The organism is Streptomyces sp. NPDC047974 (assembly GCF_040653375.1).
GTDB lineage: Bacteria > Actinomycetota > Actinomycetes > Streptomycetales > Streptomycetaceae > Streptomyces.
The window spans coordinates 269,441-289,681 of record NZ_JBEZNU010000006.1; the positions used below are offsets into that span (position 1 = coordinate 269,441).

The 20,241-nt window shown below is 72.1% G+C and carries 16 protein-coding genes; 11 read left to right on the plus strand and 5 right to left on the minus strand.

Features of this window, described 5'->3' with window-relative positions; all coding sequences use genetic code 11:
• Window positions 1-246 precede the first annotated feature (246 nt).
• The 3 genes from AB0E19_RS12050 to AB0E19_RS12060 all read left to right on the plus strand — a co-directional run bounded on the left by AB0E19_RS12050 (window position 247) and on the right by AB0E19_RS12060 (window position 4,266).
• Window positions 247-714: an anthrone oxygenase family protein gene (locus tag AB0E19_RS12050; protein WP_362177222.1), complete on the plus strand. Its 468-nt coding sequence runs from the start codon at window positions 247-249 to the stop codon at window positions 712-714.
• 293 nt (window positions 715-1,007) lie between these two features.
• Window positions 1,008-2,039, plus strand: coding sequence for an AfsR/SARP family transcriptional regulator (locus AB0E19_RS12055; RefSeq protein ID WP_362177225.1), 1,032 nt, complete (start codon window positions 1,008-1,010; stop codon window positions 2,037-2,039).
• 172 nt (window positions 2,040-2,211) lie between these two features.
• Window positions 2,212-4,266 carry a helix-turn-helix domain-containing protein gene (locus AB0E19_RS12060; protein WP_362177228.1) on the plus strand — a complete coding sequence of 685 codons (2,055 nt, stop codon included), beginning with the start codon at window positions 2,212-2,214 and terminating at the stop codon, window positions 4,264-4,266.
• A 149-nt stretch (window positions 4,267-4,415) separates the two neighbouring features.
• Here the strand turns inward: AB0E19_RS12060 and AB0E19_RS12065 are convergent, their stop codons facing one another.
• Window positions 4,416-5,672 carry a transposase gene (locus AB0E19_RS12065; RefSeq protein WP_362177231.1) on the minus strand — a complete coding sequence of 419 codons (1,257 nt, stop codon included), beginning with the start codon at window positions 5,670-5,672 and terminating at the stop codon, window positions 4,416-4,418.
• A 485-nt stretch (window positions 5,673-6,157) separates the two neighbouring features.
• Between AB0E19_RS12065 and crcB (AB0E19_RS12070) the strand changes: the two genes are divergently transcribed.
• On the plus strand, window positions 6,158-6,571 hold the full coding sequence (gene crcB, locus AB0E19_RS12070; RefSeq protein ID WP_362177234.1) for a fluoride efflux transporter CrcB: 414 nt from the start codon (window positions 6,158-6,160) through the stop codon (window positions 6,569-6,571).
• Window positions 6,568-6,921, plus strand: a complete 354-nt coding sequence (gene crcB, locus AB0E19_RS12075) for a fluoride efflux transporter CrcB (protein WP_362177237.1) — start codon at window positions 6,568-6,570, stop codon at window positions 6,919-6,921. Before crcB (AB0E19_RS12070) ends, crcB (AB0E19_RS12075) begins: the two co-directional genes overlap by 4 nt.
• A gap of 10 nt (window positions 6,922-6,931) precedes the next feature.
• On the opposite strand, the gene pucL is transcribed toward crcB (AB0E19_RS12075), so the two are convergent.
• The 3 genes from pucL to AB0E19_RS12090 all read right to left on the minus strand — a co-directional run bounded on the left by pucL (window position 6,932) and on the right by AB0E19_RS12090 (window position 10,559).
• Window positions 6,932-7,852, minus strand: a complete 921-nt coding sequence (gene pucL / locus AB0E19_RS12080) for a factor-independent urate hydroxylase (RefSeq protein ID WP_362177240.1) — start codon at window positions 7,850-7,852, stop codon at window positions 6,932-6,934.
• Between the two features lie 279 nt (window positions 7,853-8,131).
• Window positions 8,132-9,304 (minus strand): winged helix DNA-binding domain-containing protein, encoded by a 1,173-nt coding sequence (locus tag AB0E19_RS12085; protein ID WP_362177242.1) that lies wholly within the window; start codon window positions 9,302-9,304, stop codon window positions 8,132-8,134.
• 40 nt (window positions 9,305-9,344) lie between these two features.
• Window positions 9,345-10,559: a saccharopine dehydrogenase C-terminal domain-containing protein gene (locus tag AB0E19_RS12090; protein WP_362177245.1), complete on the minus strand. Its 1,215-nt coding sequence runs from the start codon at window positions 10,557-10,559 to the stop codon at window positions 9,345-9,347.
• Between the two features lie 124 nt (window positions 10,560-10,683).
• Here AB0E19_RS12090 and AB0E19_RS12095 point away from each other — a divergent pair, with 124 nt between their 5' ends.
• The 6 genes from AB0E19_RS12095 to AB0E19_RS12120 all read left to right on the plus strand — a co-directional run bounded on the left by AB0E19_RS12095 (window position 10,684) and on the right by AB0E19_RS12120 (window position 19,218).
• Complete coding sequence (locus AB0E19_RS12095; protein ID WP_362177249.1) at window positions 10,684-11,445, plus strand: TetR/AcrR family transcriptional regulator; 762 nt, start codon at window positions 10,684-10,686, stop codon at window positions 11,443-11,445.
• Between the two features lie 234 nt (window positions 11,446-11,679).
• Window positions 11,680-12,792, plus strand: a complete 1,113-nt coding sequence (locus tag AB0E19_RS12100; RefSeq protein WP_362177252.1) for an ABC transporter substrate-binding protein — start codon at window positions 11,680-11,682, stop codon at window positions 12,790-12,792.
• A 90-nt stretch (window positions 12,793-12,882) separates the two neighbouring features.
• A complete protein-coding gene (locus AB0E19_RS12105) occupies window positions 12,883-13,515 on the plus strand; it encodes a hypothetical protein (RefSeq protein WP_362177255.1) in 633 nt (210 codons plus the stop codon).
• A gap of 159 nt (window positions 13,516-13,674) precedes the next feature.
• Entirely contained in the window at window positions 13,675-14,478 is an 804-nt protein-coding gene (locus AB0E19_RS12110; protein WP_362177258.1) for a hypothetical protein, read from the plus strand.
• Between the two features lie 408 nt (window positions 14,479-14,886).
• Window positions 14,887-16,365, plus strand: a complete 1,479-nt coding sequence (locus AB0E19_RS12115) for a hypothetical protein (protein WP_359713189.1) — start codon at window positions 14,887-14,889, stop codon at window positions 16,363-16,365.
• 84 nt (window positions 16,366-16,449) lie between these two features.
• On the plus strand, window positions 16,450-19,218 hold the full coding sequence (locus tag AB0E19_RS12120) for a P-loop NTPase fold protein (protein WP_362177262.1): 2,769 nt from the start codon (window positions 16,450-16,452) through the stop codon (window positions 19,216-19,218).
• 127 nt (window positions 19,219-19,345) lie between these two features.
• On the opposite strand, the gene AB0E19_RS12125 is transcribed toward AB0E19_RS12120, so the two are convergent.
• Window positions 19,346-19,786 (minus strand): hypothetical protein, encoded by a 441-nt coding sequence (locus AB0E19_RS12125; RefSeq protein WP_362177265.1) that lies wholly within the window; start codon window positions 19,784-19,786, stop codon window positions 19,346-19,348.
• Window positions 19,787-20,241 lie beyond the last annotated feature (455 nt).

Sequence of the window (20,241 nt, forward strand, 5' to 3'; positions counted from 1 at the left end):
TCCGCCCGGCGACCCGTACGCCCGAGCCGCCGGGTCCGTCCGGCCGGTCTCCTCGATCCGTCCGGCGATCCGTCCGGCGACCCGTACGCCCGAGCCCTCAGGCCCTTGCCCACGCGCGCGTGGGCAAGGGCCTGAGGCGCATCCGCGGCGGGGCCGAAGTCCGGTGTGCGGCGGGGCCGGAGGCGTCTGCGCGACGGGGCCGGAGGGGAACGGGCGGCTCCGCCGTGGGCGCGGCATCATGACCCCATGGCCACCCTGCTGATCGCCCTCGCCGTCGGAAGCACCGGCCTCTACGCCGGTTTCCTCCTCGTCTTCCTCACCGGGATCATGCCGGCCCTGGGCCGCCTCACGGACGCCGCGTTCGTCACCGCGATGCGCCGCGTGAACGAGGCGGTGCCCAGGGCCGTCTTCCTGGCCGTCTTCGTCGCCGCGGCGCTCCTCCCGCTCGCCGCCTACCTGGTGCCGGTGGAGGGGCGGACCGAGACGCAGCGCTGGCTGGTCCTGGCGGGTTTCGTCTGCGCGGTCCTCAACCACCTGGTCACCGTCGTCGGCAACGTCCCGCTCAACAACGCGCTCGCCGCGGCCGAGGGGCCGGACGAGGACCCGTCGGCGACCCGTGCCGCCTTCGAGGCGCGCTGGAACGGCTACCACCGGATCCGCACGGCCCTGATCCTCGTCTCGTTCGGTCTCCTGACCGCCGCGGCGGTCGGCTGAAACAGACCGTCGGGTCGGGATGCCCTCCCGAATGGCGCGATCTCATCCAAGATCGCGCTCGTGGCATCCGCAGGGTCCCTGCGAAACCAAACCCCCCAGTCCGAAACATGCTGCTGGCACGCATCGACTTTCGGCCCCTGGCGTGAACACGACGTCCTTATTTCCTGCCAAATCGGGCGAAGACGTCCCATTTCAGGGACCTGGATTTCATACCTTCCGGTTTCTTATTGACATGACCAGGGGGGTCTTTTTTTAATCAACCCGAGGATCCGCTTGCGCAGACACGAGGGGGCATGGTGGACATCCACATCCTGGGGGGACTGTCGGTCCGCGAGGGCGGGGTACCGATCACTCCGACGGCGGCCGCGCCACGCCAGGTCCTTGCCCTGCTGACAGCCTTCGCCGGCCAGGTCGTGCCCGTCACGGTCCTCACCGAGGAGCTGTGGCCGTCCGGCGCCCCGCGCGGCGCCCGCACCGAGATCGCCGCCCACATCGCGGAGCTCCGCGCGCTCATCGCCCGCGCCCTCCACGAGTCCGATGAGGACACCGGCGCGGGCGGCTGGACCGAACGCCGCACCGCCGACGCCGTCCTCGTCTCGCTCCCCGGCGGCTACCGCCTCGACACCGGCGTCGGCGTCCACGACATCGGCCAGTTCGAGCGCGCGGCCGGCGCCGGCTACCGCGCCATGGACGCCGGCGACCTGCCCCGTGCCTCGCTGCGGCTCGGCGAGGCCCTCGCCCTCTGGCGCGGCGAGCCCTACGCGGGCGTGGCCGCCGGCCCCTGCCTCCGCCGCGAGATAGAACGCCTGGAGTCCGCCCGCCTCAGCGTCCTCGACCAGTGGGTCGAGGCCCAGCTCGGCCTCGGCCGGCACGAGGCGATCCTCTCCGAACTCCCCGGGATCGCCGCCCGCTACGCCACCAACGAACCCCTCCAGGCCCACCTCATGGTCGCCCTGCTCCGCTGCGGCCGCCACGAGGAGGCCCTCGCCGTCTACGAGCGGCTGCGGACGATCCTCCACCGGGAGACCGGCATGGAGCCCTCCGCCCGCCTCCGCCGGCTGCAGCACTCCGTCCTCGCCGTCCGCCACACGGGCGCGAGCACCGCGACCGGCGGCCGCGCCGCGCTCGGCGGCACCTCCGAGGGCCTCTTCGGGTACGCCGTCCTGCCCGCGCCCGCGCGCACCGCCACCGCCGAGGAGACGCCCGCCGTCACCTGGTACGGGCCCGCCGCCCCGCGCGTCCCCGGCCAGCCCAAGCCCGTTTCCGGCCAGCCCAAGCCCGTCCGCTCCGGCACCGTCACGACGGGCGTCGCCATGGCCGTCTGACGCGACGTCGGCTCCGCGCGCCGGGGGACGGCGGAGCCCGGGGAATGAAGTGCCGCACGTCACCGTTGACCCGCTTCCGGGACCGAATTAGTTTCGGCCGCGAGGACGGGTTTTCTCCGAGGTGCCCGATTTAGGTTCGACGACGGGGGTGGGGGAGATGGACAGGCGGGGCGTGGACAAGACCGCGGGCGCGGACGACACCGCGGGCGCCGACGCGCTGCTCGCCGTCCTGGAACTGCTCGCCGGGCAGGGCGGGCCGGACCGGTTCGAGGCCCTCGTCGACGACGCCCGCCTCGCCGGACTCGACGGCGCCGGACTCGGCCGCCTGGAGCGCGCCGTCGCCCTCGCCCGCTCCCTCCACGACGAGCGGGCCACCGACCGGGCCCGCGCCGCCCGCAGCGGCGCCTCCCTCGCCGTCCTCACCGACACCGCCCGCGATCTGACGCTCAGCTACGACCTGGACGGCCTGCTGCGGATCGTCACCCGCCGCGCCCGCCGGCTCCTCGGCCTCGACATGGCGTACGTGACCCTGCGCGGCCCCCAGGGCGCCTGCTACATCCGCGTCACCGAAGGCTCCCGCACCGGCGGGGACACCGGCGAGACCACCGGCCCCGGCCTCAGCGTCGGACTGCGCATCGGCGCGGGGAACTGCCTCGGCGGCGTCGTCCAGCGCACCGGCGAACCCATCTGGACCCCCGACTACCCCGCCGACGAGCGGTTCACCAGCGGCGAGGCCCCGGACCCGGCCGCCGCCCTCGACGACGCCGAGGTCGTCGACCCCGGCGACGAGGCCGTCCGCGCCGAAGGCCTCCGCGCCATCCTCGCCGTGCCGCTGCGCAGCGGGGACTCCGTCATCGGCGCCCTCTTCGGCGCCGACCGCCGGGTCCGCGAGCACACCCCGCAGGAGATCGCCCTGCTCGGCGCCCTCGCCGACCTCGCCGCCCTCGCCGTCGAGAAGGCCGGCCTCCTCGACCGCACCCGCGCCGAACTCCTCGAACTGGAACGGGACAGCACCCGCGTGCGCTCCAGCCTCGCCCGGATGCGGCACGTCTCCGAGGCCCACGGCCGGATCATGAACCTGGTCCTCGCCGGCGGCGAGCTCCCGCACGTCGCCAAGGCCGCGGGCGACGCCCTCGACGCCACCGTGATGGTCCGCGACCCCGGCGGACGGCGCCTCGCCGCCTGCGGCGACTTCCCCGGACTCGACGAGGAGGCCGTCGCCAAGGCCTCCCTCGACGCCCACGCCCTGCGCCGTCCCGTCCTCGCCGCCGACTCCGTCTGGGTCGCCCCCGTCATCGCCGGCTCCGAGGACCTCGGCGGACTGGTCGTCCGCGTCGAGGGCGGCCTCACCGACGAGGACGAACGACTCCTCGAACTCGTCGCCCAGTCCGTCGCCCTGCTCCTCCTGATGCAGCGCTCCACCGCCGTCGCCGAGGGCCCCGTCCGCGACGAACTCCTCGACGACCTCATCGCCGACCCGCCGCACGCCCCGCAGCAGAGCGCCCGGCGGGCCCGGCGACTCGGCGTGGACCTGCGCAAACCGCACGTCCTCGTGGTCGCCCGCCCCGAGGGCGGCGAGCAGGGCCGGGCCGTGGTCTGGGCGTCCTCGTACGCGTACCGGCTCTCCGGACTCAAGACCGTGCAGGGCGGCTGCGTCGTCCTGCTGCTCCCCGGAGTGGACGCCTCCGCCGCCGCCTCGGCCGTCTCCGAGGAGCTCACCCCGCTCCTCGGCCACCCCGTCTCCGTCGCCGCCGCGGGACCCGGCGGCAGCCCCGACGCGGTCGGCCCGCTGTACGCGGAGGCGCTGCGCTGCCTGGACGCGATGAGCGCCCTCGGCGGTACGGGCTCCGCCGCGGCCGCCGCCGACCTCGGTTTCCTCGGGATGCTGCTCTCCGACGACCACGACGTCGACGGCTTCGTGGAGAACGCGATCGGGCCCGTCCTCGACTACGACGCCGAGCGGCTCACCGACCTCACCCGCACCCTGGAGGCGTACTTCGCCTCCGGCGGCAGCCCCACCAACGCGGCCGAGGCCCTGCACGTCCACCCCAACACCGTCTCCCGCCGCCTGGAGCGCATCGGCGAACTCCTCGGCCCCGCGTGGCAGAAGCCCGGCCAGGTCCTGGAGGTCCAGCTCGCCCTGCGCCTGCAGCGCACCCGCGAGGTGCTGGGCCGCCGCAGAGCCGCCACGGCGCCGGCCCGCCCTCCGGCGGGCCCCGTCGACTGACCGAGGACCCCGCACCGCACCCTCCACGCGCGCGCGGGCGCCCGTCCGCGCCGTGCGGACGGGCACCCTTCGGCCCCGGTGGCCCGTTGGGGCGGGCTCGGGCGGACGGCCGGACGGGATCGTCGGGCCGCAGGACTTCCGGGGGCGGGTCAGCCGGCGCGGCGCGGGGCGTCGCACGCCGTGTCCCACGTCGAGCCGAGGACCGTCGCCGTGTGCGCGGCCGAGGCCAGCGTGATGTGCCGGTGCCAGCCGCGGTACGAGCGGCCCACGAAGTCCCGCAGCCCCGCCGCCTCGCCGACCGCGGCGAAGTCCCGCTCCACCCGCTGCGCCAGCTTCGTCAGCCGCAGCAGGGAACCGACCGTCGCCTGCGTCAGGTCGCTGATCCACACCCGGGCCGGGCCCCGGCGCGGGTCGTCCCACTCGCCGAGCAGCATCAGCGGCCGCATCCGCTCCCCGCCGGGGGAGGGCAGCGCGACCCGGACGGCCGTCGCGAGCGAGGTCCGCGAGGTCCGCGCCCCGCCCACGGTGTCCACCCAGCTCACCGGCCGTCGCAGTCCCTTCAGGGACTCCAGTATCTGGGCCGCCGGCAGCGGGCCCGCGCCGAAACCGGGCAGCGAGCGGTCCGCGATCGCGAGCCGCGAACCGGCCCCGATCCGCGCCACCACGGGCACGCCGGCCGCGGCGAGCCGCGTCAGCGCCGCCCGCCCCGCGCCGCCCCGGATGTCGAGGAGCACCGGCTTGCGGGTGATGTCGGTCCAGCGCGCCGTCTCCAGGGCGGCGGAGACCGCGCACTCCTCCAGCGTCTCCTCGCCGGCCTCCTCGGGGACCTCCGCGCGGTCGCGCCGCGTCCGGTCCTTCACCCACGGATCCGGCAGGAACAGCCGCCAGTTGACCGGAGCGCTCAGCTCCTCCCCGGCGAACCACACGCCGAAGGCCTGCTGCCCCTGGAAGACCTGCCCGCGCTCCGGGTCGAAGCGCCGGTCCACGCCCACCGAGTGCTCGCCGGCCTTCGGGATGGGCATCGGCCGCACCACCCACGCCTGCGGATGGCCGCCGCGCTCCAGGAACCGCCCGAGCGAGGCGCGCATCGGCTGCCAGTCCCAGGTGGAGCTGGAGATGAAGTGGTGCAGGCTCTGCTCGGCGGCAGGCCCGCCGATCTGCGCGGCGATGTTCCGGATCGACTTGCGGCCCTGTGCGGTGAGCAGCCCGTGCAGGTACTGCTCGGCCTTCAGCCGCTGGTCGCGGCGGGCGAAGCCGGAGAACAGCGCGGAGGTCAGCTCGGTGTAGACGTCCTCGCCGGGGCGCGGTGCGGCGGCCCGGGGAACGGCGCGGACCCGGGGACGCGGAACGGTCGGCGTGACGGCCACGGCGGCCGTCCCGCGCTTGATTGCGACGGATGTACTCACGACACTCCTGCCCGTCCTGCCCGAGGGTTGCGCAGCTGCCTCCCGCTGCCCCTCCACCGTCTCTCCTCCACCCCCGCCCCGACGAGGTGGACCCGGCACCCGAATCGGCCTCCTGATGGTGGTCGGACCACCTCCCCACCCCTGACCTGCGCTTCGACCGCTTCCACACGGGCCGCGAACCGCCCTCGAAGCACCCCCGGAACGCCCCTTGAGTGCCCCCGCACCCACCTCGGACACCGGGGGTGGTGGCCGGACCACACCCCCGGCGCCGGACCGCTTCCGCCCCGCCGCGCCGGTCCGCTTCCGCCCCGCCGCGCCGGTCCGCGGGCCTCCCCGGAGGAGCTGACAGACTCGCCGGACCGGCTTTGACCCGTCGCGCTCCGTCGCCGGACCATCGCAGAGCGAGGCGGCACGGGCAGGACCCGGTTAATGCCCCAGGCCGGTACCGTGGCCCGTGCGCCTCGCACCACCCTTAACCTGGGGTGATGGCTATCCGGGAGCAGGCGCCGGTCGTCGCGGCGGTCGCCGCCGGCGGTGTGCTCGGCGCGTCCGCCCGCTATGGCGCGACCCTCGCCTGGCCGACCGCGCCCGGCGCCTTCCCCTGGACGATCTTCCTGGTCAACGCGCTCGGCTGCGCCGCGATCGGCCTCCTGATGGTCTTCGCCACCGAGGCCCCGAAGGCACCGCACCCGCTCCTGAGGCCCTTCCTCGGCACCGGGTTCTGCGGCGGCTTCACCACCTTCTCGACGTACGCGCTCGACACCCGGGGCCTGTTCGGCGCGGGCAGCCCCGCCGAGGGCGTCCTCTACCTGGGCGGGACCCTGGTCACCGCGCTCGCCGCCGTCGTCGCGGGCGTGGCCGCGGGCCGGGCCCTGTGGGTGCGGAGGGAGCCGGCGTGAACTGGCTGCTCGTCGCCCTCGGCGCCGCCGTCGGCGCGCCGCTGCGTCATCTCACCGACCGGGCCGTGCGGGCCCGCCACGACTCGGCCTTCCCCTGGGGGACCCTCGCCGTCAACGTCGTGGGCTCCTTCGCCCTCGGCCTGCTCACCGGCGTCGCCTCGGCGCGGGCCCACCTGCTGCTCGGCACCGGCCTGTGCGGCGCCCTCACCACGTACTCGACCTTCTCGTACGAGACGCTGAAGCTGTACGAGGGCGGCGCGAAGGGGTACGCGGTGCTGAACGTGGCGGGCAGCCTGACCGCCGGGCTCGGAGCCGTATGGCTCGGAACCGCGGCGGCCGGGCTGCTCTAGGGCCGGTCCGTCAGGCGGTGATCCAGTCGGAGGTGGCGATCACCGGCTGCACGCCGTCGCGGTGGACGGTGCCCTCGATGAGGCCGTACATGCGGTCCGCCGCGAAGTAGACCTCGTTGTCGTTCTTCAGGCCGAAGGGCTCCAGGTCCACCAGGAAGTGGTGCTTGTTCGGCAGGTTCAGCCGCACCTCGTTGACGGTGGGCACGTGGTCCAGGACCCGGCAGGCCATCGCGTGCAGGGTCTGCTGGAGCGAGTAGCTGTACGTCTCCGCGAACGCCTCCAGCATGTGCCGGCGGGCCTTCTGGTACGAGCGGTCCCAGTCGTGCTCCGGATCCGCCGCGGCCGTGGCCGAGTTCGCCCAGCGGGCGGTGACCTTCGTGGCCAGGATCCGGTCGTACGCCTCCTGGAGCGTCGTGTACTCGTCCTTGATGAAGCCGTGGAACTCGGAGTTGGTCGAGTTCATCACGGTCAGGTCCTTCAGACCGGACAGCACCTGCAGGCCGGTGGTCTCGCTGTACGTGACCTGCGCGGTGCGCACCTCCTGGCCCTGGCGGACGAAGGAGTGCTGCTCCTTGCGGGTCGGGACCGGGATCCGCTCCCAGGCGAACTCCTCGACGCGGATCTGCGCCTCCCGGATCACCGGCTGGGAGGTCACGAAGTGCTTGGCGAGGAGGATCGCGAACGCCTCGGGGGAGGCGATGCCGTGCTCCTTGGCGAAGGCGTAGACCGTGTTCTTGGTGGTGTCGGTCGGCAGGCAGTTGCCGTTGTCGCCGGTCAGGTGGACGTCGCGGTACTCGCCGCGCAGCGCCACCGACACGTTCAGGTCGCGGATCTCGTGCCAGGCGCCGTCCTCGCCGCCCTTGCGGGCGATCCTGACGATGCGGTTCTCGGCCTTGCCGTACTGGTTCTGGGCCAGGACGTGCTTGCTCATGCGGTTCAGCTCCTGCGGGTACGCGGATACGGATATCCCGTACGCCCGGCGTCCGGCGCGCCCGCGTCCCGCGGTCGTGCGCCCCCCGCCGTCCGGCCCGTGAACGGCGGACCGCCCCGGGACTGACGAGCATCCCGGTCCGTAGGTGTGGCTCGAAGATAAGCGGCCCGAAGGTCACTGGCAATGGGGGAGCCCCGGACGGGCCGCGATCGGGGCCGGCCCGGACCCGCCCGCGTGCCCGAGGCACGGCAGCGCCCCCCAGGCGTTCCTGACCGGCGGTCAGGAGGGCAGGACGCGGGTCTCGACCGCCGGAAGCCCCTTCGCCCACCAGTGGTCGTACCGCCCGTACACCCGCGGATCGCGGTCGGCGAGCAGCGCCCCCAGGGACGCCGCCTCGGCCGCGAGCCCGTCCCAGTCGGCGGCCGAGAGCGGGTGGAAGGCCGCCGCCTCGATCCCGCCCTCGACCGGCCGCCAGGCGCCCGCCACGTACCCGTCGACCAGGAGGGTCGGCAGCACGTCGCCGTTGATCCGTATGACGTGCTTGCGGTACGCGGCGGGGACGATCCGGCTCCGGTCCGCGTACGCGAGCAGCGTGCTGTCCCACATCGCCATCAGGCGCGGCGGCGCGGGCGCGGCACCGTCCGGGCGGGCCGCCCCCGGCAGGTCGTACAGGACCGCCCCGTCCGGGCCCGCCAGGACCTCCGCCGCGCCCTCCGCGACGAGCGCGTCGAGCGCCGCGCGGGCCCGGCCGCGCTGCACCAGGCCGAACTGGCCCAGGTCCGCCGCCGACGCCGGGCCGAAGCCCGCGAGATAGCGGCGGGCCAGCGTCCTCAGCCCCTCGGCGGCGGCCTCCGGGCCGGGCGCGGGCGGTTCGGGCGTCGCGGCGACGAAACCGGGGGAGGCGGGGTACTGCCACGGCGGGCCGCTCGGCACGTGCCAGAGCGGCGCGTACTGCCGCAGCATCCGGCCCGCCGCCGGCGTGAGGCTCCCGCCTCCCCACGACTCCTCGGCGCGCAGCCGCAGTTCCTCCCCGGTGCGGGGACGGTCGGCGTACCCGAGGAGCTCCGGCAGCAGCGCGTCGGCGCCCTCCGGGGTGAGCCCGGTGTCGGTGAACCGCCGGTCGCGCAGCCGGCTGCCGCGCAGCGTCGGCTCCACCGCCGCCCGGAAGGGGCGGTAGTCGTCGGCGTGCACGAGGTGCAGGGTGATCCGCATCAGCGTCGAGCGCACCAGCCGGAAGCCCTCGATCGCCGCGTCCAGCGCGGCCGGGTCGAAGCCCGCCACCCTGTTCCACAGCGCCACGTACGGCGAGCCCGGCTGCTGCGCCTGGAGCGCCACCGCCCGCCGGACCGCCTCCTCCACGGACACCTGCTCCCGCGCCGACAGCGACTGGCGGGCGAGCGTGGCCCGATTGAGGTCACGGGCGGTGAGGGCGGGCAGCCCGGTCGCGGTCATGGCCCCGATTGTGCCCGGCGCCACCGACAACCCCGGTACGTCACTGCTCGCGCAGCCCCCACGGCGACCCGTACTCCGTGAGCAGGTCCAGGAAGGGGCGCGGGTCGAGGGCCTCGGCGCCGAGGACGCCGGAGCCGGTCCAGACGCCGGTGGCGAGCAGTTCGAGCGCGACGACCGGGTTGACGGCGGTCTGCCAGACGACGGCCTGGGAGCCGTACTCGCGCATCGACCACTCGTTGTCGACCACGTGGTACAGGTACACCTCGCGCGGCGCCCCGTCCTTCACGCCCTTCACCCAGGTGCCCGCGCACGTCTTGCCGCGCATGCGGTCGCCGAGCGTCGCCGGGTCCGGCAGGCAGGCGGCGACGACGTCCCGCGGCGAGACCCGCGTCCCGTCCGGCAGCGTCACCGGCTCCGTACGGTCGAGCCCGACCCGGTGCAGTTCCTTCAGGGTGCGGATGAACTCCTCGCCGAGGCCGTACTTGAAGGTGACCCGGCGGGCGTCCACCCAGCGGGGGATCAGCAGCACCTCCTCGTGCTCCACGTTGACGCACTCCACCGGCCCGATGCCCTCGGGGAAGTCGAAGACCTCCGGCTCGCTGAACGGCGGCGTGGTGAACCAGCCCCGGTCCGCCTCCCACACCACCGGCGGGTTCAGGCACTCCTCGATGGTCGTCCAGATGGAGAAGGAGGGCGCGAAGTCGTAGCCGTCGACGGTGAGGTTCGCGCCGTCGCGGACCCCGATCTCCTCGATCGAGTCGAAGAGCTCCTCGGCGGCGTACCGGGCGAAGACGTCCGACAGGCCCGGCTCGACGCCGATCCCGACGAGCGCGAGCCGCCCCGCCTTCTCCCACTCCGCCGCCCGCTCGAACTGGCCGTCGCCGAGCTTGACCCCGCACTCCTCGTACGGGCGCTCCGGGTGCGGCCGGGACAGCGACATCGCCATGTCGAGGTAGTGCGTCCCGGCGGCGAGCGCAGCCTCGAAGAGGGGGAGGACGAAGCGGGGGTCGGTCGCGTTGAGCAGGACGTCGCACCGCTCGCGCTCCAGGAGGGCGGCGACCGCCCCCTGGTCCGAGGCGTCGATCCGGGCGGCGGCGAACCGGCCCTCGGCCGCGTCGCCGAGCGCGGCGACGGCCGCCTCCGCGCGGGACAGGTCGTAGTCGGCCACCACCATGTGGCGGAGGAAGGGACGGCGGGCGGCGATCCGGGTGACGGCGGTTCCCACACCACCGGCACCGACCAGCAGGACACGCATCTCGAAACACCTCTCATCGTGACGAACAGGTCGGATCCCGGGAGTGCGCCCATGAAAGCCGTCCGCCGGAGGACGGGTCAACGGCGTTGGCATAACCTGGGAAGGGGACGGCGAAGGGGCTTCCATGGCTAAGAAAGTGGTACCGGAAGAGGAGCGGCGCCGTAGAAAGCCCGCCAAGGCGGGAGGAGTCGTCCTCTCGGAGCGGCTCTACATCGAGACCGCCCTGCGCATGCTCCAGGAACACGGCAGGGACGGGCTGACGGTGCGCCGGCTCGGCGCGGCCATCGGCGCCGACCCCAGCAGCCTCTACCGCTACTTCCGGGGCACCGACGACCTCCTCCTCGCCGTCGGCGACGAACTCGCCGGCCGCGCCCTGCGCGGCTGGGCGGCCACCGGGGACTGGCGGGCCGACCTGCGCGAACTCGGCCTGCGGATCCACACCGCCTACCTCGCCCACCCGCAGGCGGCGATCCTCACCGCCAGCCGGGTCAGCGGCCGTTCCCACGAGATCGCCGCCGACGAGGCGGTCCTCGGCGTCCTGCGCGGCGCGGGACTCCCCGACGCGGAGGCGGTCCGCGTCTACCACGCCTTCATCGACCAGGCCCTCGCCTTCGCCGCCCTCGACGCGGCGGCCCTCGCCCTCCCGCACTCCGCCCGCGCCGCCGACGAGGCCGTCTGGCAGGCCACCTACGCCCGCCTCCCCGCCGCCACCCACCCCCACATCGCCGCCACCGCGCCCCGCCTGGTGGCCCGCATGAACACCAGCGCCTACCCGACGGCCCTGGAGATGCTCCTGGACAGCGCGGAGGCGGCGGGGCGGCAGCGGTCCGACGGGGCGGGGCGGCAGCGGTCCGAGGGGGCGGGGCGGCGCGAAGAGCCCGCGTGAACAATGGGGTCGGTGAGCCGGTACGCGTCGTGCGCACCGGCCCATCGACCCACCGGCTCACCGACCCACCGGCTCACCGACCCACCGGCTCACCGACCCACCGGCTCACCGACCCACCGGCTCACCGACCCACCTGCCCACCGACCCACCTGCCCATCGTCCCGCCGGCTCACTGGCGCGCCGCCCCACGGGCTCGCCGGCCCACCGGCCCATCGACCCACAGGAGCGCCGCCCATGAGCACCCCACCCGCCGTCCGGATCGGTGTCCTCGCCCCGCTGAGCCGCCCCGGCTGGACGGAGGCGGGCCGGCACCTGCTCGCCGGTCTCGAACTGGCCGCGGACGAGGTCGCCGCCGCCGGAGGGATCGGCGGACGCCCCCTGGAACTCCTGGTCAGGGACACCGCGGCCGACCCGCGCCGGGCCGAGGAGGCCGTGGACGAGCTGGCGGCCCTCGGGGCGGTCGCCCTGGCGGGGGAGTACCACAGCGTGGTGGCCCGGGCCGTGGCCGCCCGCGCCGAGACCCTCGGCCTGCCGTACCTCTGCTCGTCCGCGGTGATCGACGCGCTGACCGACGCGCCGGCGGAGCGGGTGGCGCGCCTGGCCCCCGCGCAGTCCACCGGCTGGCGCCTCTACGCGGAGTTCCTCCTCGCCGCGGGCCACACCCGCCTCGCGGTCGCGACCGAGCCGAGCGCCTACTGGACGGCGGGCACCCGCATCCTGCGCGAGCACGTGGCCCCGCGCGGCGGCACCGTCACGGAGTTCGACGCGCGCGCCCTGGAGCCGGCGGCGCTCGCCGACGCGCTGGCCGCCGACGGCGCGACGGCGCTGCTCCTCCTCACCGGCTTCCCGGACCCGGCGGTCGGGCTGGTCGGGGCGGTCCGCCGGGCCGCCCGCCGCGACCCGCGCCTCGCGGACGTCCTGATCGGCGCGCCCGCCGGCCAGCCGGAGTTCGCCGAGTGGGCGGCGCTGCTCGGCGACGAGGGCGCCGGGGTCCCCTTCCTCCGCTACCTCCCCGCCCGGCCGAGCCCCCTCGGCGTCCGCGTGGAGGCGGCCCTCCGCGAGCGCCTCGGCGCCGCGCCCTCGTTCGTGGCCTTCGAGGGGTACGACACGGTCGCCGTCCTCGCCGAGGCCCTGCGTGCGAACGGCACGGACCGAGAGGCCGTGGCCGGGGCCTGGCCGCGGGTGGCCGTGGAGGGCACCCGGGGCGAGATCCGCTTCACCCGTCCGTCCGCCTCCGCCCCCGTCTGGCAGTGGTCCGGGCCCCCGGTCCAGGTGGCCGACCGTGACCCCGCGGACCCCACCCGCTTCCGCACCCTCCTTGTGGGGCAAGCGAGTTGGAGCGAGTGATGATCATGGTGTTGAGTGAGTCATGACATGCCGCGCGTGACGCCTCACGCGCGGCATGTGCCGGATGGTCACCAACACGAGGAGTGTCGAATGACACGGGGGATCCGCGGACTCGCCATGGGAGTCACCCTGATGCTGGGCCTGGCGGCCTGCTCGGACGGACCGGGAGGCTCCGACGACCCGTTCGGCGGCGGCGGCGGCGCCGCCGCCGCCGTGCCGTTCAACCCCTCCCAGGTCGCCCAGGCGCTGCCCAGCAAGCTCTCCGCCCCGCAGGGCTGGGAAGGCGGCAGCCAGAACGTCATCGACGGCGGCGAGGCCATGGAGGCCTGCCAGGACGCGGGCTCCGTCAGCTGCGTCGGCCTCACCGCGATGGGCGAGACCGAGTACGACGCCGAGGCCGTCTCGGGCCGGGAGATCGCCTTCGGCCTCATGGCCTACGACTCCGTGGACAACGCCAAGGTCGGCATGAAGACCCTTCTCGCCGAGGGCCGCGAGAAGGCCGGCGACAAGGCCAAGCCGCTCGCGCTCGACGCCGGCGCCGAGGAGAGCGAGGCCTACGCCGAGGAGGGGGAGGGAGAGGTCATGGTCGTCCTCCGTGTCGGCACCCTCGTCGGGTACCTCGCCGGCAGCGAACTCGCGGCCCCCGGCGACCTCCAGCCCTTCGCCAAGCTCCTGACGGACCGCATCAAGGTCTCGGCCACGGGCAAGAACCCGGACGCCTGACACCGGACGGGAACGCGGCCGCCCTCGGGCGGGGCCTCCTGGCGGAAGCCCGGTACCCCGTTCGAGGGCGGTACACGTTTCCGTCCCGGGCCCGGGACGGAACAGCCGAAACGATCAAGGCGACCGCCCGCCCCCCATCCTCCCCGGAGGTGGCCGCCCGTGCTCCTCGTCATCGTCGTCGCCGTACTCGCCCTGCTCGCCGGCCTCGCCGCGAACCGCTGGCTGCGGCCGCGGCTGCTCACCGAGGACGACGGCACGGGCATGGCCGTCAAGGACCTGGTCGGCCCGCTGCTGACCATGACCGTCCTGCTGCTCTCCTTCGTCCTGGTCACCGCCAACGGCTCGTACGGGAAGGCCGAGGTCGCCTCGCGCGGCGAGGCGCGCGCCCTCGACCAGATCGTGGAGACCGCCGAGTACGCCCCCGAGGCCGAACGCGACCGCGTCCAGGCCGCCGCCGTCTGCTACGCCCGCGCCGTCCGCGTCCAGGAGTGGCCGGCCATGTCCGACGGCAAGGGCTCCCCGGCTCCCAGCGTCTGGTCCACCGACTTCCGCAACACCTTCGAGGAGCTGGCCGGCCAGCCGGTCTTCGGCATGCTCGTCGCCGCCGACAACAAACGCTCCGACGAGCGCGAGGAACGCCTCACCCAGGCGACCGCCAGCATCCCCGGCGCCATCCTCTGGTTCCTCCTCGGCACCCTGATCATCACCGTGATGGCCCTGGGGGTCTGCCTGCCCCGCAGGAACAACCGGGGCCAGATCATCACCCTCGTCGTGATCACCGCGCTCCTCACCACGGCGCTGTGCATCATCCGCGACGTCGACCGCCCCTTCGGCGGCATCATCGACGTCGAACCCACCGCCATCACCGAAGCCGAACGCCAGGCCACCCGCGACTTCAGCGCCAACCACCCCGCCTCCGCCCTCCCCTGCGACGCCGACGGCAACCGCCGCCGCCCCGCCTGAACCCGCCCCCGCCCTACCTGACACAAAAAGACCCCTCCCGAAGGAGGGGTCTTCGCTCGTGCGCCCCCGGCAGGACTCGAACCTGCGGCCAAGTGCTTAGAAGGCACTGGGTGGGTGGGGGAGCGGGGTGGCTATGACCTGCGCGAACGGTCTTGGCCGCCGGATTCTCGCGAAAATTTCGGGCGCTTTCGGGACGGCAGGGCGGTCAGTGGCTGCTCCTCGCCTGTGACAGAGGTGAATATTCCTCAGATTGCCCCGATCGTGTTGTTGCGGACGTGGCGTACGAGGAGAAGAGCGGGACCGCGTCGTGGTCCAGAGCCGAGTCCCTTGGCTCCGCCAAATCGGGTGCTCTCTGTCAGACCCGCCCACCATGATTGGTGACGCAAGTGGCACTGAGGGGAGGCTGAGTTGGAGAAGCTGACTGCTACACAGCTCAAGGAGGTGTTCGGTTTGTCGGAGGAGGCGTGGTTGCGTCTCGCCGACGACGTCATCGAGCCTCTCGATGACGAAGCCTTCGCTGATGGCCCGAAGAGATGGTCTGGATACGCGTTTGCACGGTGGCTCGCCTCTGCCCATCCTGAACTGGCAGGCGCGGGGCCTCTTCTGCTTCGTCCTGCACCCTTGGCTGAGCCCCGATATTTGGGGGGCGTGTACCGCGACGCGGACGACGGAACGGACGTCCGTGCCGAGTACTTTGCCGGGCGTTGGGACACCCGAGAGGGAATCATCGCCATCGTCTTTCCGCGTGACGGCATGCCCGACGCGAGGAGCCTTCTCGAAGTACACACGGACACCGCCAGCCTCGTTGTCGTCGAGCACTTCTACGCCTTCGATGGGCCCCAACTGCAGGTGGTGGACCGAGAGAGGCCTGAGCTCGTTTACCACCCGTCGTGGAGCGACCTAGCCGCGCACGTGGGCGGCCCCGTCCCATGGTGGCCCAGCGCGTTGCGTCGCCGTGTCCACCTCACCGCATGGACCCCCGGAGACGCTCCAGTCCCTGTCGACGTGGCCACCTATCCCTCCTGGGAACCGCTCTACGAGCTGGCACGACAGGAACCCGAGGGTTCCCCGGTGCGACACGCCTGCTTCACGATCGGCCACCGCATCCGGACTAGTGCGGCGGAGCACGCGTCGTGGGAGATGGAGAACCTCCGCTCCTGGACGGCAGGGCCGGGCGATTCGATGGTGTATCCGGCCGTTCCGAGAATGTCCGACCCCGGCCCCGGAGAACTCGCGACGGACGCTGTCGTTGGTGCCGGACTTGCCGAACTCTGCGGGCGTACCGATGACCTGGCCGTGGAGTGCCTCGAGCATGTCAGTGCCTGGAGCAGCGAAGACCTTCCTTACGGTGGCACGTTCCAGGTGACCCGAACGGACGTTACCTGGATGGCGGCCGAGTGGATCAACCGGCTGCGTGAGGTCCCACCGACGGCTCTACACCGGGTGTGGGGCGAGAGTTACCAAACCGTGGGTACCTTCGTCGATCCGGTAACCGGCAGCCCGGTGGTCGCGGTGAAGGGGAAGTTCATTTTCCGCCGTGTCAGCGAGATCACCTACATAGGTCGGGCGCCCAAGCGCCTTCCCGAGGGGACGGTCCTTAAGGAGGTCATCCTCGACGATCCGATCTGGGTGCGGACCGACGACGGAGTGCTCTACCCGGCTCCCGTCATGGACGCCCCGGGGCTGTCCTGGGGATATAACGGTTCAGGTCCCCACACGCTCGCCCAGTGCGTAGGACGGTTGCTCGATGACGGAGGCGCCCACGCGGTTACCTATGGCGACGACGGTAAGGACGAGCCAGGGCTCGGGAAGTACTTCCGGATCAAGCACAAGCGCGGGACGCGTCTGACACGGAGTGACCTCGTTCGAGCCCGCAGGGGCGGGTGATCTTGCGCCGCATCACTTCCCGACTTCACGGCCAGATCGCACCCTGGACTCCACACCCCGCCTCTTCCGAAAGGCACTTCGTTCATGTCCCGACGCCGCCCACGCCCTGCTTGGCAGGTTGCCGACTTCTTCGCCCTGGAGCGGGAAGCGGAGGTGTACCTTGCGGCGGTCGATGCCTGCCTGGCCATGCCTGCCGTCGCACGGCGCCTCGGTGTGCGGCCCCAGGCCACAGCTGAGAACGCCCGTGCGGCCATGCTCACCGAGGCCAACGTCGAACGGGCTGTCGCACCTTGCCAGGCCACTCAGGAGCGCTTCCGTTCGTTGCTAAAACGAAGCGAGCGGCAGCGCCAGCGGCTCGACTACCTCCACGACCGCATGCATCCGCTGACTGCGCTCTTCTGTGGAATCACCGTACTTGCCCTACTAGTAGTGGCCTTCTCCTCCTGGCCGATAGCCCTCGCTGCCGCGTTGGCTCCGCTGCTGACTGCAGCGGCGATCTGGCGGCACCAGGTATGGCGCATGCACGTCCTGCTCAACCTGCGGGAGTGGGCCCTGCGTCCACGCGTCGCCCTGCTGGACAGAAGGACCGCGTGGGCGGCAGCCGCTTGGAGCCGGGACCTCCAGGGAAATGGCGTCCGCCCGCTGACCGATCGGGTGGTCGAGGCACTGCTCGGCGAGGACCACGACTCACTGCTCCTTGCAGACAACTTCCACGGCCTGCGCTCGCCGCGCAATCCGCAGTACGTGGTTGAGAGCCTGGCTGCCCGGAGTCTGACCCGCAAGATTGCCCAGCTTGAGAGCGGTGGGACGATCGCGGTCAGTGGCTCCCGAGGCGCGGGCAAGTCGACCCTTCTGGAGACTTGCGCCGGTGAGGCTGGGTTCGCAGTCGTCGTGCAGGCTCCGGCCACCTACTCGCCGTACGACTTCCTGTTGTCCCTCTACGTTCGAACCTGCGAGAGCTATCTCGTGCACATGGGTCACGTGCCTCCCGCGTTCCTCCGGCTCTCGCCTTTGCGTAGAGCGGCACGCCAACTGTTGCCGGCTTTGCGAAAAGGGCTCACGGCGCTGGCATTCGGGCTGGCGGCGGGCTCACTTGTCATCCTCGGGTTGGCGGCAGCAGTGCGTTCCTTCACGGCCCAGCAGTGGCCGACTGTGCGTGCTCGGGCGGTGGACCTCTGGCATGAGGCAGTAGCTGTAGTGCTCGACATCTGGAAGGGCGAACGGATCGGCGCGGCGGTCCTCGTCGTGGCTGCGGGCGTCCTGTTGTGGAGTCTGCGGCGGTGGAAGCGATGGCGTGCCATTCGTGAAGGTGCCCGGGTCGTCCTCGTCGTCGCGGGTGTAGGGCTGATTGTCGCCACCTTCTTCTCGCTGTTGGGCGATGACGACTTGCGCACCCTCGTGGGGGAGGCCATCGGAAAGACTGATGGAAAGGCTGATGGAGAGGGCTTCTTCCTGCTGTTTGTCTCGCTCGCTGGCCTTTTTAACCTCCTTATCGAACAGCCATGGGAGATCCGTGGGCGAATCCTCCTCACCCAGCGTTGGCGGCGTCGGGTTGGATGGGTCCTCTTCCTTATAGGGCTTGTGCTGCTCTTCACTTTGCCCCTGACGCAGGCTCTGGTGGCCGACCCTGAAAATCCGCTTCGCCTCACCGTCGCTCTCACAGGCCTGATGCTTGTCAAAATGGTCACGTGGAGCCCGGTGAGCCCAATCCCGCCCCTCGTCACCACCTGCCGCGACGAGCTGTACCGGCTGCAGACCGTGCAGACGGCCTCCTCTGCCGTGACGGCCGGGCCGCCGCAACTGCTCACTGCGCAGACGACCTCGCTGTCGACCCTGCCGCCGAACTTCCCAGAGCTGGTCTCCGACTTCCGTGCGCTGCTGACGGAGATCGCCGCCGAGCAGCACCGGCGCGAGCAGCGGGTCGTGATCGCGATTGATGAGGTGGACCGGCTGGGCTCCGATACCGCGGCGCTCGCCTTTCTCGGCGAGATCAAGGCCATCCTCGGCGTGCCCCATGTGCACTACCTGATCTCGGTTGCCGAGGACGTTGGCGCATCCTTCGTGCGTCGTGGGCTACCCCACCGCGGGGTCACCGACAGCTCGCTGGACGACATCGTGCACGTTCCGCCCTGCACGTTGGAGGAGTCCAAAGAGATCCTGGAGCGTCGGGCGTCCGGTCTCTCCGAGCCCTACAAGGCACTCACGCACGCCCTCTCAGGCGGCGTACCCAGGGACCTCATCCGCTACGGCCTGCGTCTGGACGAGATCGAGGCCAAGACACGGTTCGTCGAGCTCACCGACATTGCGGAGCAGCTGATTCTTGAGGAGCTCAGCGACACGCTCGCCGGCTTTCGTACACTCCTGGGCAAGCAGCGGTGGACGGAGCGGACCGGAACGATCCTCGTTGCCTTCCGGAACGCGATGGACCATCTGCGGCCGACCTGTTCCTGTGGCTCGACCGAGCTCCGGTGGGCCCTCGAGCACGTGGCCTTCCACGACCTCCGCGGGCACCTGAGCGAGGAGGCGGCTGCAGAGGTCTCGGACGAGGCCCGGGAGCTCCTCGACGAGGCGTCGGCCTATGCCTTGTTCTCTCTGACACTGCTCGACATCTTCGGCAGGGGAGACTTTGCCCGCCGTCGGGATGAGGCAGCGGCACGCGGCCCCGCCGGGGCCTTGGAGCTGCTCGGTCGCGCTCGTCAGGAGCTGGAGGTGTCGCCGTACAGCGCGCGGCACCTGATCGGATCGATCCGTACCGCGTGGCGGCTACAAGAGGGCCCGGCTGCTAACCCGCTGGCCGCTATCCCCCTGCCCCGTGGCACCGAGTGTCCGCGTCATCCGAGAGTGCCGGCCTGATGCTGATGACGCTCTTTGAAATCGGCCACCCTCTGCTCAGGGGTGATCCCACACCTGAGCGCGATTCCCCAGTCTGGAGTGACATGACCTCCGTGGTGCAGGGGCCGGTTTGTTCCTCGGCTGATGGTCAGGGCTGGTTCGCGATCTGTCGGCCGAGCTGTTCGAGGAACTCCTGCAAGCTGGACGCGGCGACCTCGAAGTCGTCAGACCAGGAGGCCGTGGTGGACTTCCAAACTTGTCCGCTGTCTCCGATCGGGAACAGATGGCCTCCGCCGTCGCTGGCGAAGACCAACGCGATCGATTCGCCGACGATCGGAGCGGGGCCGCACTCGCGGAAGTGTGCCGCCACCGTTGCTGGTGAGTGGATGAAGTACCCGTTGTCGACGTCGGGCAGGGAAGCCTCGCTGATCACCCAGTAGAGAGTGGTCAGGTCAGAGGGGATCGGCGTCAGGTCCACGAGCGCGTCCGTCACCTGGTGGCTGTCGTCGGTTGCGAGCATCACGGTGTTGTGGCCGGGCGGGAAGCCGTGCGTCGGGAGGAAGGACTGCATCAGCTTCGTCAGCGCCACGTCGGTCTGTTCCCGCCAGGACCGGACCCACTCCGCGTCAAGCCGCTCACCAGGCACGTTTCCCCTCGAATACGCGTGGGACCCGCCGGCGCGAGCCCGGAAGAACATATCGGAGGGGTCAGCACAAGGCCCGGCGACCTTCGGTCGCCGGGCCCTCACACGCGCTCTTCGCTCCCCAGATTCCCCACTCACTTCAAACCGCACCGAAGTGGAGGGAAGAGCGCCCCTGGCCGATTTCAGAGATCCTCATCAATGCTGTCCGAGGTCACGTGATGGGTGGCGGGGCGGGGTGCTTCGCCGCCGCGCACACGCGAAAGTTCCGGCCTAGAGGGGTCTGTACGGTTCACTAAACAGACCCACGGTCATCCCGTGTGACCTTGGAGAGCCGGCTTCGTAGGGTTGAGGCCCAAGCCGACCGGTTACGAGTGCAGTTGGCGCAGCATGGAAGCGCACCA

What these genes read in the sequence shown, in the direction of transcription:
- AB0E19_RS12050 (WP_362177222.1), top strand. Translation starts at nt 247, where the DNA reads ATGGCCACCCTGCTGATCGCCCTCGCCGTCGGAAGCACCGGCCTCTAC.
- AB0E19_RS12055 (WP_362177225.1), top strand. Translation starts at nt 1,008, where the DNA reads ATGGTGGACATCCACATCCTGGGGGGACTGTCGGTCCGCGAGGGCGGG.
- crcB (WP_362177234.1), top strand. Translation starts at nt 6,158, where the DNA reads ATGGCTATCCGGGAGCAGGCGCCGGTCGTCGCGGCGGTCGCCGCCGGC.
- pucL (WP_362177240.1), bottom strand. Translation starts at nt 7,852, where the DNA reads ATGAGCAAGCACGTCCTGGCCCAGAACCAGTACGGCAAGGCCGAGAAC.
- AB0E19_RS12085 (WP_362177242.1), bottom strand. Translation starts at nt 9,304, where the DNA reads ATGACCGCGACCGGGCTGCCCGCCCTCACCGCCCGTGACCTCAATCGG.
- AB0E19_RS12090 (WP_362177245.1), bottom strand. Translation starts at nt 10,559, where the DNA reads ATGCGTGTCCTGCTGGTCGGTGCCGGTGGTGTGGGAACCGCCGTCACC.
- AB0E19_RS12095 (WP_362177249.1), top strand. Translation starts at nt 10,684, where the DNA reads ATGGCTAAGAAAGTGGTACCGGAAGAGGAGCGGCGCCGTAGAAAGCCC.
- AB0E19_RS12100 (WP_362177252.1), top strand. Translation starts at nt 11,680, where the DNA reads ATGAGCACCCCACCCGCCGTCCGGATCGGTGTCCTCGCCCCGCTGAGC.
- AB0E19_RS12105 (WP_362177255.1), top strand. Translation starts at nt 12,883, where the DNA reads ATGACACGGGGGATCCGCGGACTCGCCATGGGAGTCACCCTGATGCTG.
- AB0E19_RS12120 (WP_362177262.1), top strand. Translation starts at nt 16,450, where the DNA reads ATGTCCCGACGCCGCCCACGCCCTGCTTGGCAGGTTGCCGACTTCTTC.